This is a genomic window from Cellvibrio sp. GW822-FHT04B05 (assembly GCF_058800985.1).
Genome location: NZ_JBXAMU010000002.1, coordinates 363,275 through 376,298 on the forward strand (window position 1 = coordinate 363,275; position 13,024 = coordinate 376,298).

The window sequence follows — 13,024 nt, forward strand, 5'->3', positions numbered from 1 at the left end:
GTACCGCTATAAGCTGTTAGAATGGCGGCCTTTTTTTAAACCACTCCAACTGCCAGAGCTGTGAGCCCTTTCTTATGAGCCAAAACCAAACCCCTACCCCATCCCTTAGCTACAAAGATGCAGGCGTTGATATAGACGCGGGCGATGCGCTGGTTGAACGCATTAAAAGCGTTGCCAAACGCACACGTCGCCCCGAGGTAATGGCCGGCCTGGGTGGTTTTGCTGCGTTGTGCGAGATACCCGAGGGCTATCGCCAACCGGTATTGGTATCCGGCACTGATGGTGTGGGCACCAAGTTACGCTTGGCGATGAACCTGCAAAAACACGACACCATCGGTATCGACCTGGTAGCCATGTGCGTTAATGATTTGGTTGTTACCGGTGCCGAGCCATTGTTTTTCCTCGATTACTACGCCACTGGCAAACTCAATGTGGATGTAGCTGCTGCGGTAGTATCCGGTATTGGTGATGGCTGTGAATTGTCCGGCTGCTCATTGGTAGGCGGTGAAACTGCCGAAATGCCCGGAATGTATGAAGGCGAAGATTACGATCTGGCTGGCTTCTGCGTCGGTGTAGTCGAAAAATCTGAAATCATTGACGGCAGCAAAGTACAAGCTGGCGATACTTTGATCGCACTGACCTCCAGCGGCCCACATTCCAATGGTTATTCATTGATCCGCAAAATTATCGATGTCACCAAAGCCGACCTGAATCAGGATTGCGGCGGCAAACCACTGGCAGACGCGCTGATGGAACCTACCCGCATTTACGTTAAATCAGTATTGAAGTTGATCAAAGAATCACAAGTCAACGCTATGGCTCACATCACCGGTGGCGGCCTGACCGAGAACATCCCGCGTGTATTGCCGGATGACTGCAAAGCCATAATCGATACCAAGAGCTGGGCACTTCCACCCGTATTCCAATGGTTACAGCGCGGCGGCAACGTGGACATCCGCGAAATGTATCGCACCTTCAACTGTGGTGTGGGTATGGTGATCGCTGTTCCAGCAAGCGAGAAAGAGAATGCCCTCAGCATCCTGCGTGCAGCGGGTGAAAATGCGTTTGTGATTGGCTCCATCGCTAAAGCAACCGGTGAAGAACACCAGGTTGAACTGCAAGGCCTCTAAGCGAATGTTATCCAACGGAGTGAAAACCCGGGTTGTTGTCCTGATTTCGGGTAGTGGCAGCAATCTGCAAGCGTTGATTGACGGTGTCTCCCACGGCGACCTGCCGATCGAGCTAGCCGCTGTAGTCAGCAATCGTCCCGACGCATTTGGCTTAACCCGTGCCATCGAGGCAGGCATTCTCACTGCTGTCCTTGATCACAAAGGTTTCGCCAGCCGCGAAGCCTTTGATCAGGAATTAATGCGCACCATCGATGCATATAATCCTGACCTTGTGGTTCTCGCCGGGTTTATGCGCATCCTCACGCCGGAATTTACCCAACACTACCAAGGCAGAATGCTCAACATTCACCCTTCGCTACTGCCCAAATTCCAGGGGTTACATACTCACCAGCGCGCGATTGATGCTGGCGAAAGCAAGCATGGTGTAACGGTTCATTTTGTAACGGCAGAATTGGATGGCGGCCCCGCCATTGTTCAAGCTGTCGTCCCGGTACTCGCAACTGACGATGCCAGTACGCTCGCCAAGCGCGTACAGCGCCAGGAACATGTGATATATCCATTAGCGGTAAAATGGTTTGCACAAGGTAAATTGAAAATGGTAGATAACAAAACCGAGTTAAATGGTGAACTTTTGCCCGCTTGCGGTTATCAAATTGAGGCAAATGAGCTTTAAAAGGAATATCCATGCCCAGTATCCGCACCATCTTGCTTTGCCTCACCATACTACTCGCCCCCCTGACTTTTGCAGCGGAAGCCCCGGTAACGTTTGATAATGAATATAAAGCCAAGCTCTATGGCTTCAATATTACGGTTACCAATCGCCTGACCAAAACCAGCGACAATCAATATGAACTGCTGTTTAAAGCAGACTCCATGGTCGGAACCATCACTGAAAAAAGCAAAATGCAGTGGAATCCGAAGCAACAAACCATTAGCCCCCTGCACTATAGCTATGCCAGACGTGGCCTTGGCAAAGCGCGCACCGCAGAACTAAGCTTTGACTGGCCTAATAAGACTGTAACCAACAATGTGCAGAAAACCAGTTGGCAAATGGACATCGCACAGAAAGTACAGGATAAATTAAGCTACCAGATCCAATTACAACAGGATTTGCGCAACGGACATAAAAACTTTACCTATCAAATTGCCGATGGCGGTCGCCTGAAAGACTACACATTCACCACCGTAGGTGAGGAATTACTGGATACACCGTTAGGCAAAGTCAATACAGTCAAAGTCAAACGCAGCCGCGAAAATGACGAGCGTGTAACCTATGCATGGCTTGCTAAAGATTGGAATTATTTACTGGTACGCTTACAGCAAGAAGAGAAAGGCGAGGCCTATACCATCTATATCCATAAGGCGACCCTGAATGGCAAAGCCATCAAAAAGTTTTAATGATTTACGCTTTAACCAGGAATCCCATTAACTTTATTTACTTAAACGAAAAGGCTCTTTATGAACATCTCTGAAAACTGCGTTGCCAGCTTCCATTACACTTTAACCGATGGCACTGGCAAGGTGCTCGACTCTTCAGACGGCCATGAGCCTCTCTCTTACTTGCACGGTGCAGGCAACATCATTCCCGGCCTGGAAGATGCACTGGAAGGCAGAACCGTCGGTGATAAATTGAATGTTGCCGTTGCTGCAGCCCAAGCTTACGGCCTGCGCGATGACAGCCTGGTACAAGAGCTGCCATCCAATATGTTTTCTGGCATCGACAACATTGAAGTAGGTATGGAATTCCATGCAGAAACCGAACAAGGCCTGCAGGTTGTTACGGTAACCAAAGTGGAAGGCGATCAAGTGACCATTGATGGCAATCACCCATTAGCCGGTGTTGACCTGAACTTCGATGTAGAAATTACCGAAGTACGCCAAGCGACCGAAGATGAATTGAACCACGGCCATGCACACGGTGCCGGTGGACATCACCACCACTAATCACCCAGTGATAAAAACAAAAAAGCTTCCCTTGTTTTAATGCAGGGGAAGCTTTTTTATTGCAATACGAAGCGATAAATACTGCTACTTCAATTCTACTTTTTGCTCACCACAACGGCTGCATTTATAGATCGTTACCAGCTTGCCCTGCTTCACATCAAATTGTTTTTCTTTTACCACTTCCCACTTATGAAAACCGCTGCGGCACAGCGTTTTACCTTTATGTTTATCAAAGGGGCTTGGTTTTTTGAATTGGATAACATCACCCATGATTTAGCACCCTCGCTTTATTAAACATAAGCACCTGCCGCGACACCTGATGCCCAGGCCCACTGGAAATTAAAGCCGCCCAGATGACCTGTTACATCAACAACTTCACCAATGAAAAATAAACCCGCCTGCGTTTTTGCCTCCATAGTTTTGGAGGAGAGATGATTAGTATCCACACCTCCCAATGTAACTTCAGCGGTACGATAACCTTCCGTGCCGGCAGGCATGATTTTCCATTCGTGGAATTGCGTAGCAATCACCTGCAACTCTGCATGCGTGTATTGATTGATGGGACGATTGCCCTTCCACCGCTCACCCCAGTAATCACATAAACATTGCGCGATATTTTTAGTGAGCAATTCGCCGATGATAGTCGTAAGCAAAACCTTGGGGCGCGCTTTCTGTTGCTCATTTAAAAAATCGAACAAATTTAATTGCGGCAACAGATTTATTTCCACTTCTTTACCCGGCTGCCAGTAAGACGATATCTGCAACATAGCGGGACCACTAAAGCCGCGATGGGTAAAGAGCATGGATTCTGCAAAACTCATATATCCGCTCACCGTTTCGCAACTCACGCTGACCTCAAGCGCACTACCAACGCAAGGCGAAAATACTGCAAGCTGCGCTGGTGAAAGCGTAAAAGGAACCAAACCTGCAGTGCGCGGCTTTAACGGCAGACCAAATTGTTCCGCCAATTCATAACCCACACCTGTAGCACCCAGAGTAGGAATTGAAAGGCCCCCCGTCGCCACTACCAAAGACTCACAATAAATCGTGCCCTGTGAGGTTTTGACTTTATAACGCATCGGCCAATCGCTTTCTGCCAGTGCAATGACTTGCTCAACATCACAGAGAGTGTAGATGTCAGCACCGGCTTGCGCGCACTCATCAAGCAGCATCGACAAAATATCCTGCGCTTTGTTGTCGCAAAATAATTGGCCAAGTTTTTTTTCGTGGTAGGGAATACGATGTTTTTGCACCAACGCGATAAAATCCCACTGGGTATAACGCGCCAGCGCTGATTTGCAAAAGTGGGCATTGTCCGAGAGATAGTTTTTAGCCAGCACCTCCATATTAGTGAAGTTGCAGCGACCGCCGCCGGACATGAGAATTTTTTTGCCCACTTTATTGGCGTGATCGATAACGACCACCGCGCGACCACGCGCGCCAGCTGTTGCGGCACACATTAAACCGGCCGCACCGGCACCAATAACTAATACTTGAGTTTGGGAAGGGATTGCCATAGCAAGCACTGCAGAGCTGGTGCGTGGCACCAGCAAAAATTACAGGTGAAAATATCAGGTGCGAGGTAGAGTTACGCCGCGCTGGCCTTGATACTTGCCACCGCGATCCTTATACGAGGTTTCACAAATTTCATCTGATTCAAAAAACAGCATCTGTGCAACGCCTTCATTGGCATAAATTTTTGCAGGCAAAGGCGTAGTGTTGGAAAACTCCAGGGTCACATGCCCTTCCCACTCAGGTTCCAGCGGCGTTACGTTAACGATAATGCCACAACGCGCATAAGTTGATTTACCCAGGCACACCGTCAAAATGCTGCGCGGAATACGGAAATATTCAACCGTACGCGCCAAGGCGAAAGAATTGGGCGGAATAATGCACACATCACTCTTGATATCGACAAAACTTTTTTCGTCAAAGTTTTTGGGGTCGACCACGGTGGAATGCACATTGGTAAAAATTTTGAACTCATCAGCGCAACGAACATCGTAACCGTAACTTGAAGTACCGTAAGACACAATGCGTTGTCCCTGAGCGTCATAACGAACCTGGCCAGGCTCATAGGGTTCGATCATGCCGTGCTCTTCAACCATACGGCGCATCCACTTATCGGATTTGATGCTCATAGTCGCTCCAATTGCAAATAGTTAAACGGCGCGCATCATAGCCTTTTTCAAGGTAGAAAAACACCGGCACATGGCTTAGGAGCGATCGCTTGAAACTGTATCATCCGGCGTATCCACCAAGGTAAACGCCATTGCGTTTGATCTCTTAACAGGCGGCAATTCTACAACCGCCAGTTGATTGATAATCGCGCAGTCGCTGGTGTCATCGCCAGCGCATTCATTTGCCATATCAACCAAAGTGTCACGCATCGCACTCAAGGCAATGAGTTGTTGGTCGACCTGCACGATCTTCTCCTTCACCATTGCCTTCACTTGCACGCACCGACGCTGCGGATTGGCATACAGCGCCAAAAGCTCGCGGCACTCATCAAGGCTAAAACCAACCGCCCTTGCGCGCTGCAGAAAGCGCAGTTGGGCTATATCGTCCAACGAATAAATCCGGTAATCATTACTTTGTTGCCGTTGCGGCACAACCAAGCCTATGTCCTCGTAGTAACGGATGGTTTTGTTGGGTAAACCACACGCTTGCGCAGCCTGACTGATATTCATATATCCCTCCTCCAACAAATAGTTTAATGATGGACACCTTAAACATTTCAGTAACTGGAATGTCAACTAAGAGTCTTCACCGCCTATCTATAACCACTTGTAATATTTTGCAAAATTTTTGCTACATTTAGACACAAAAATACATATTTAAACGCCAATATTTCACAAAAATACTTTATAATAAGTGAATTAACGCACAATTCTGCATAAATAACTTTATATAAATCATTAAGTTACTAGTGATTCTTGACAAAGATATTTAATAAACCAGAATAACTGAACATTATTCATTCTGTTTTAGCAGCCAACTTTACCTGCCAAAGGACAATTTATGGAATATCTCGACATCAATCACCCTGAGTGGCAAAAGATGTGGGACGAGCTGGCGGGCTATCGTATGAACGAAGGTGATCCCCTTTGTGTTAATGATAGCCATTGCTGGGAATACATGGGCTCAACCCTTGATCATCATCATTTACGCCATACCTGCCATCCGCTTACCAATAAAGCCGAGTACATTTACATCGAACGTGTAGGCGCAGCCTTGAAATGGGCATAATTTTTTATTAATAAAATAAAAATTATGCCTCTACTAAACTCCACCCTCTGCCCAAACTCATTTTATACAATCGTCACATTCCCTCTTTAAGCTGCGTTAGAGTTTTATAATTCCTACCACTTTTGTGATAAAAGTATGCTAATGTGCTGCGTTTTTGGAACAGCGCAATTACTGACAATTCACAACAATAACAACTCAATAGAATAACAATGAAACGCTTCGTTCTATTTGTAGGTATCGGTGGAATATCCACCCTGATTCAGTTTCTACTACTGATCTTGTTTGTTGAAAGCCGTTTACTACCAGAGGTAATCGCCTCTGCTACAGGGTATGTGCTTTCATCATTCTTTAACTACTGGGCGAACTACCACTACACATTCAAGAGCTCTAGCAACCACGCACACACTTTCCCGAAGTATGCGCTGGCGGTTGCTATCGGCTTATCAACCAATACTTTGTTGTTTGCCGCTTTTTTATGGTTATTCGATAACGTTCTCGCCTTACCATGGGTCGAGCATTATTTGGTTGCCCAATTTCTGGCCACAGGAATAACTGTGGTATTGAATTTTGTGGTGCATAAATTCTGGATTTACAGGAATCATTAAAATGACAGTTTCCATTCCATCGCTCGCAGTGGTTATTCCTTGCTATAACGAAGAGGAAATGCTGCCCAAAACGCTGGCGACCATGCTGAATTTGCGCGATGCAATGATTACCAAAGGAAAGATCACTACTGAATCTAAAATCTATTTGGTTGATGATGGCAGCAAAGACCAAACCTGGAAAATCCTCGCCGCAGAAGCAGCCAATAACCCCGCATTAGTTGCAATTAAGCTATCGCGCAACAAAGGTCATCAAAATGCGCTTTACGCCGGCCTTTGTACCACCACTGAAGATATCACCGTCAGTATCGATGCTGATCTACAAGATGATCCGCATAATATCGAAGCAATGGTGGATGAATACCTGAAAGGAAATGATGTTGTCTACGGTGTGCGCTCCGCACGTCATACCGATACATTCTTCAAACGTTTTACTGCTGAAGGCTATTACCATTTGATGAAAAAAATGGGCGTCGATCTGGTTTTCAACCATGCCGATTTCCGCCTGCTCTCCCGTCGCGCATTAGAGTCATTAAAAGAATACGGCGAATCCAATTTATTTTTTCGCGGTATTGTGCGTGAGGTCGGCTATCCCTCGTCCATAGTTGAATATGAGCGTCAGGCGCGCGAAGCGGGTGAAAGTAAATATCCACTGAAGAAAATGCTGTCATTCGCCTGGAAAGGTATTACTGCTTTTTCTACTGCACCATTGCGCATGATTACCGTGTTAGGTCTGCTCTCAGGTTTCGCGTCCTTCATACTAATTGCCTGGGTACTGGTAATACGCTTCCTCACTGACAACGCCACTCCGGGCTGGGCATCTGTACTTCTACCTTTGTTATTCATCGGAAGTGTGCAGTTAATCTGTCTGGGTATTATTGGTGAATACCTATCAAAAATTTATGAAGAAGTAAAAAGAAGGCCAAAGTTTCATATAAGCGATATCGTAGGCAAAAAGGATTAATCACTCACTAATACCAGGCAGGAACAAGATTATTCTTATGAACGCGCCAACAGATACTAATTCGAACAGCACTTTTGAGCCAATACTGGAAACTGAATCAGCCGCCGGTACAGAAGATCTCGAAACAACGCCGATGTCGACTTCCAATAAATCACTTAGTGATTTGGCTCCGCTCAACACCAATCTCTCCTCACCTTGGTCGTCCAGTGTGTTGCAGGCCTATTTGGTTCTGGCCGTTATCGCTAACTTTGGCTTGCTCTTTTTGAAAGGCTACAGTCAGGACCTTGGTTATTGGCAAGACTGGGTGCGTCAGTTATCAACCAATGGTTACGACGGATTTAATGGCAATTATCCTCCGCTGTATGTGCACTGGCTTTATATAGTAGGGAAGTTTTATACACTGAGTGGCATTCCACTTGAACACAATGACTTTTTAAAATTTCTCACCCAAATCCCGGTAACAATTTTTCACTGTATATTAACGCTACTGGTATTCAGCCAATTAAAGCGATTCAACGCATCGCGAAGCTTTATCCATACCATGATGCTGTTAACGGTATTAAACCCGGCGATTTTGGTTAATGGGCCCATCTGGGGGCAAGTAGATCTTATTCCAGCGGTGATGGCATTTGCTGCAATATTATTAGCCGTGGATCAGCGCTGGAGTTATTTATCCATTCCTGTCTTTGCATTGGCTCTACTCACAAAATTCCAGATGATCGCCTTTGCACCCGTATTTGGGTTTTTATTTTTTCGCAACACAAGTAAACATCTTGTAGGAATTTTACTTGCTATCGCGCTGGGTGCAGTAGTCTTCCTGCCCTCTATTCTAGCCGGGCACTTTTGGCAGGCATTCAAGCAAGCGTATATCGATACACTCGGGCAGTATCCGATGACTACGTTTAATGCGGCCAACATTTGGATTTTACTCACTGGGAATACAGCACCGGACAATATTGTCCTTTTCGGCATTGCGGCAGACTCGGCAATCGCCACCGCATTTACCGCAAAATATTTCGGCATGCTCTTATTCTCATTAACCGCACTCTATGTATTTTTTCAAGGCATCCATTTTCTCGTCAAAAACAGTACAAACTATAATGAACAACAATTACTAGCCCATTCATTCTTCTCCGCAATGATATGCGCTGTAGCGTTTTTTACCTTGCTGCCAGCCATGCATGAACGATATTTATTTCCTGCCGTTGTATTGGCGTTGGCGTACAGCGCCATAGCCCACCAAAAGCTTATTTATCCAACCATAATCAGTATGCTCTGCGCACTGAATATGCTGATTATTTTGGAGATTAATGGCTCCGATATTTGGCATGGCCTTTCATGGCTAATCGTAATAGTTTTGATATTGGGCTTAGCCGAGTTAATGATTGGAAGAAGGGTATTCAATACATTTGCATCCCTGTCTATCAAAGCATCCAAAATTCCCTTCGCTGCGGTTCTATTCTTTATTATCGCGACAGGCGGAATGCTGGGCTATTTTTTTGATCGCTACCAGATACATCAACTGTCACTTACAGAAAACCAACAATTTCTGACCGAGTTGCCGTTGAATTATGCCCGACAAGACCATGGCACTATGGCTTTGCATCGCAGTTTTGACGGTAATCATCTCTCACTTGCCAATCGTCGTTATGCACAAGGTATAGGTACCCATGCTAATTCAGATATCCAATATCAACTGCCTGACGGCGCAACCGAATTCAATTTCAAAGTAGGTCTGGATGATGAAGTTGGCAGTGCAGATGTCCGGTTCTCTGTTTGGGGCGACGAAAAATTGCTGTGGGAATCGGAACCTATTTTAGGACATGAGCGCAGCTTACCTACCCACACTATTGACGTTACCGGTGTTAAAAAACTTAATTTGAAAGTCACATCACTAAAAGATGACAAGTGGGATCATGCTGACTGGGTTAACACAGTTATCACTTTTACCCAAAAATCGGACATGCTGCGGGAATCCTTACCGGCACCTACTTCAAATTGATTGATCATTTAGACCAGGGTTTCGAAATGCACGAGCGAATTCTGATAATTATTCCGGCATATAACGAAGAAAAGAATATTGCAAAAGTCATTCAATCTTTAGCAGATGCCGGCAGCAATTACGAATGCCTGGTAATCAACGATGGCTCTAAAGACAATACTCAGCGTGAAGCAGAAGCTAGCGGGCTGGCAACAGTTATCCAGTTACCATCCAATCTTGGAATTGGCGGCGCAGTGCAGACAGGTTTCAAATATGCCTTTTACCATGATTTCGACTATGCCATCCAATTTGATGGCGATGGTCAACATTTGGCGAGCGAAATACCTAAACTATTAGGCCCATTGCAAGCGAATGAATATGATGTTTGCATTGGCTCCCGATTTGTAGAAAAAACCCAGGGATTCCAATCAACATTCATGCGTAGAATTGGCATTCGAATTTTTGAATTAATGAGCAGCGTACTCATTCGCAAAAAAATTACCGACAGCACTTCAGGTTTCCGCGCTTACAACAAACAGACAATTGCTTTTCTCGCCGCCAATTATCCTACTGATTACCCGGAACCGGAAACCGTCATATTGCTGGGGACAAATGATTTTCGCATCCAGGAAATTTCAGTGGAGATGATTGAACGTCAAGGTGGTGAATCATCTATATCAGGATGGAGGTCGGCACATTATATGATCAAGGTTATTCTCGCCATGTTGATGACTGCCCAACGGCAAAAGATTCGCAGGACTTAGTTATGTTAGATATCACAATTGATTTAATAATTGCCAATCGCATCCAAGTATTCTCCATTATTGGTAGCTTACTTTTATTTATCTTTATCCTAAAGCTGGTGAAGCGCAAAAAATTAAAGGAAGAATACTCACTGTTGTGGTTAGGCTTTGGTTTTATTTTTATTGCACTTTCTATTTTTAAACCTTTGCTCGCAGTGGTAGCTAATACGTTGGGAATCCTATACGCGCCCGCCGCATTATTGTTAATCCTCGTACTATCTGTATTTTTTATTTTAATTCAATTCTCGGTAGTTATTTCCAAACTTGCCGAAGGTAATAAAAACCTTATTCAGGAAGTAGGCATACTCAAGGCAGAGCTTAAGAAACTTCAGTTGCGCATTAAGGATAAAGAATAAAATGAAAGCAATGATATTTAACTTATTAAAATCCAAAACTCTCTACCTCCTTATTATTACGCTGGTACTGATTGCTTACAGTTTGCATTCTATCCAGCCGACCTTTTCCGACTTTACCCTGACGACACCATCCGGCAATACCCAAGTCATTGGCACCCCCGGTTTTATACAATCACCTGAAAGTGGTGTATATCGGTTAGTCGGAACTGTTGAAATGAGCAAAAACTCCAGCTCAACCTTACGTATTATTCCTGATGATGAAATACTCGCATTAACAGTTAATCAAAAAAGTGTCGATTTAAATCATATTCCTCATGAACAACGTAAAGACTACAACAAGGGCTTTATCTACGATCTGAGCGAATATTTGCATGAAGGGGAAAACCAGATAGAAATTCTCTATTCTGATCAAGGCGGAATGATGGGCATAGTGATTAGCGCAGAAGGCGATGCGAGCTTTGCCAAAATAACCTATTTGTTACTAACCATTTTCGCCGTTCTTATTGCATTAAAGTTGGTAAATACGTTCAAGTTTTCAACCCCGATCAAAGTATTGTTTATCGGTGCATTATTGATTCGCCTGCTCTATTTTATGGTAACGCCGGGCGATGTTCGCGACCATGATTTGGGAGATCATATCGGCTACAGTGAATATCTCACCCAACATTGGATGCCGCCACCAGTGGATTACGCAACTGGCGGTGCCTTTTTCCATCCGCCGCTTTATTACTACACCGGCGCTATCGTTTATAAAGCGACACAATTGATTGAGCCGAATAATAAAGTGGCTATTTTCCGGGTGCAGCAATTGCTAAGCCTTGTTTATTCCATGGGATTTGTATTATTTGGTCTAATGATTCTCAATGAATTGCTTAACCTTTATCGCAAGCCAAAAATCGAAGCGGAATCAATAAGTCCAATTCACACTCAAGAAGTACAAGAAGTACAAGAAGTACAAGAAGTACAAGAAGTACAAGAAGTACAAGAAGTACAAGAAGTACAAGAAGTACAAGAAGTACAAGAAAAGCCTGGTGTTATTACGCGCTTATGCAAGTCATTTAAAGAAGATAGTTTGTTGTGGATTATCGGTACACTCTTTGCCTTCTGGCCCGTGGCAATTATTCACTCGGTGCGCATCGGCAATGACCCACTGCTTTATTTCCTGTTCACCGCTAGCCTTTATTATATTGTCCGCTGGTATAGACACGATCAAAAGCGCGATTTGATGATTGCCAGCATCGTAGGCGCTGCTGCAATCCTAACCAAAGCAAATGGTGAAATTTTAGTGGCAGTGCTGGGCGTTATCGGCCTGTACAAAATGATCAGCACGAGGCAATGGGCTACTTATTTCAAGATGGCAATTGTGCCCTGCATAGTTATGTTGCTCGCAGTAGCAATTACCGTCGGCCCTGGCTTGATTTTAAAAATGCAAGGCAAGCGTGACAAATTGTATATCGACAATATCGATGGGCTTTCACAGGCAAACCTTGTAGGCAACACGGCGACCAATTATTTTTGGTTCGATGTGAAAATTTTTATCACTGAACCCTTTACCGACCCTTATGATGATCGCATGGGACGCCAATTCTTTTGGAATTACCTTGGCAAAACCGGCTTATTTGGTGAGTTTAAATACCCCAGCCTGATGTCAGTCAATACAGCGGTATCGACCAGTTTCCTTGCTGTACTAATGTTTATTTACATGATCTGCGGCCTTTACTATATGGCCAGGGAAGATTTTAAACGCATGACCCCCATATTACTGTCCGGCTTTTTCCTATGGGCTGGAGTGACCTACATGCGTATGACATTCCCTGCCAATATTGATTTTCGTTACATAGTGCCAATTCTTGTAACTTTCTGCGGACTCTATGCTGTCAGCATTTTAAGTTTTGAACGGATCGGTGCAGCACGCATGGCAAATATAGGAAAAACGCTTTCAATATTATTTTCAATTTCCAGTGTGCTATTTATTCTTGGCATTGTGTAAGTTAA

Annotated in this window: 15 protein-coding genes; 11 read left to right on the forward strand and 4 right to left on the reverse strand. The window is 44.8% G+C overall.

Features of this window, described 5'->3' with window-relative positions:
* Positions 1-74 precede the first annotated feature (74 nt).
* Genes purM through AC1RJL_RS07215 form a run of 4 tightly spaced genes read left to right on the forward strand, consistent with a single transcriptional unit; the run spans position 75 to position 3,074 of the window.
* The gene (gene purM / locus AC1RJL_RS07200) at positions 75-1,130 is read left to right on the forward strand and encodes a phosphoribosylformylglycinamidine cyclo-ligase (protein ID WP_492912392.1); all 1,056 of its coding nucleotides are present in this window, start codon (positions 75-77) and stop codon (positions 1,128-1,130) included.
* 4 nt (positions 1,131-1,134) lie between these two features.
* Positions 1,135-1,803, forward strand: coding sequence for a phosphoribosylglycinamide formyltransferase (purN, locus tag AC1RJL_RS07205; RefSeq protein WP_492912394.1), 669 nt, complete (start codon positions 1,135-1,137; stop codon positions 1,801-1,803).
* A gap of 11 nt (positions 1,804-1,814) precedes the next feature.
* A complete protein-coding gene (locus tag AC1RJL_RS07210) occupies positions 1,815-2,528 on the forward strand; it encodes a DUF3108 domain-containing protein (protein ID WP_492912396.1) in 714 nt (237 codons plus the stop codon).
* Between the two features lie 60 nt (positions 2,529-2,588).
* Complete coding sequence (locus tag AC1RJL_RS07215; RefSeq protein WP_492912398.1) at positions 2,589-3,074, forward strand: FKBP-type peptidyl-prolyl cis-trans isomerase; 486 nt, start codon at positions 2,589-2,591, stop codon at positions 3,072-3,074.
* An 84-nt stretch (positions 3,075-3,158) separates the two neighbouring features.
* Here AC1RJL_RS07215 and AC1RJL_RS07220 read toward each other — a convergent pair whose 3' ends face one another.
* The 4 genes from AC1RJL_RS07220 to AC1RJL_RS07235 all read right to left on the reverse strand — a co-directional run bounded on the left by AC1RJL_RS07220 (position 3,159) and on the right by AC1RJL_RS07235 (position 5,764).
* Positions 3,159-3,344 carry a hypothetical protein gene (locus AC1RJL_RS07220; RefSeq protein ID WP_062058844.1) on the reverse strand — a complete coding sequence of 62 codons (186 nt, stop codon included), beginning with the start codon at positions 3,342-3,344 and terminating at the stop codon, positions 3,159-3,161.
* 20 nt (positions 3,345-3,364) lie between these two features.
* Positions 3,365-4,591 carry a BaiN/RdsA family NAD(P)/FAD-dependent oxidoreductase gene (locus AC1RJL_RS07225; RefSeq protein ID WP_492912401.1) on the reverse strand — a complete coding sequence of 409 codons (1,227 nt, stop codon included), beginning with the start codon at positions 4,589-4,591 and terminating at the stop codon, positions 3,365-3,367.
* Positions 4,592-4,645: 54 nt separating this feature from the next.
* The gene (dcd, locus tag AC1RJL_RS07230) at positions 4,646-5,215 is read right to left on the reverse strand and encodes a dCTP deaminase (protein WP_492912403.1); all 570 of its coding nucleotides are present in this window, start codon (positions 5,213-5,215) and stop codon (positions 4,646-4,648) included.
* A gap of 75 nt (positions 5,216-5,290) precedes the next feature.
* A complete protein-coding gene (locus tag AC1RJL_RS07235) occupies positions 5,291-5,764 on the reverse strand; it encodes a MerR family DNA-binding protein (protein ID WP_492912405.1) in 474 nt (157 codons plus the stop codon).
* 331 nt (positions 5,765-6,095) lie between these two features.
* Here AC1RJL_RS07235 and AC1RJL_RS07240 point away from each other — a divergent pair, with 331 nt between their 5' ends.
* The 7 genes from AC1RJL_RS07240 to AC1RJL_RS07270 all read left to right on the forward strand — a co-directional run bounded on the left by AC1RJL_RS07240 (position 6,096) and on the right by AC1RJL_RS07270 (position 13,019).
* The gene (locus tag AC1RJL_RS07240; protein WP_492912407.1) at positions 6,096-6,323 is read left to right on the forward strand and encodes a 4-diphosphocytidyl-2C-methyl-D-erythritol kinase; all 228 of its coding nucleotides are present in this window, start codon (positions 6,096-6,098) and stop codon (positions 6,321-6,323) included.
* A gap of 209 nt (positions 6,324-6,532) precedes the next feature.
* Complete coding sequence (locus tag AC1RJL_RS07245; RefSeq protein WP_492912409.1) at positions 6,533-6,928, forward strand: GtrA family protein; 396 nt, start codon at positions 6,533-6,535, stop codon at positions 6,926-6,928.
* Between the two features lies 1 nt (position 6,929).
* Positions 6,930-7,889 carry a glycosyltransferase family 2 protein gene (locus tag AC1RJL_RS07250; protein ID WP_492912411.1) on the forward strand — a complete coding sequence of 320 codons (960 nt, stop codon included), beginning with the start codon at positions 6,930-6,932 and terminating at the stop codon, positions 7,887-7,889.
* Positions 7,890-7,926: 37 nt separating this feature from the next.
* Positions 7,927-9,891 (forward strand): NPCBM/NEW2 domain-containing protein, encoded by a 1,965-nt coding sequence (locus AC1RJL_RS07255; protein WP_492912413.1) that lies wholly within the window; start codon positions 7,927-7,929, stop codon positions 9,889-9,891.
* Positions 9,892-9,917: 26 nt separating this feature from the next.
* On the forward strand, positions 9,918-10,634 hold the full coding sequence (locus AC1RJL_RS07260; RefSeq protein WP_492912415.1) for a glycosyltransferase family 2 protein: 717 nt from the start codon (positions 9,918-9,920) through the stop codon (positions 10,632-10,634).
* 2 nt (positions 10,635-10,636) lie between these two features.
* Positions 10,637-11,029 (forward strand): DUF2304 domain-containing protein, encoded by a 393-nt coding sequence (locus AC1RJL_RS07265; protein ID WP_492912417.1) that lies wholly within the window; start codon positions 10,637-10,639, stop codon positions 11,027-11,029.
* A 1-nt stretch (position 11,030) separates the two neighbouring features.
* Complete coding sequence (locus AC1RJL_RS07270; protein ID WP_492912419.1) at positions 11,031-13,019, forward strand: hypothetical protein; 1,989 nt, start codon at positions 11,031-11,033, stop codon at positions 13,017-13,019.
* The last annotated feature ends 5 nt before the right edge of the window (positions 13,020-13,024 follow it).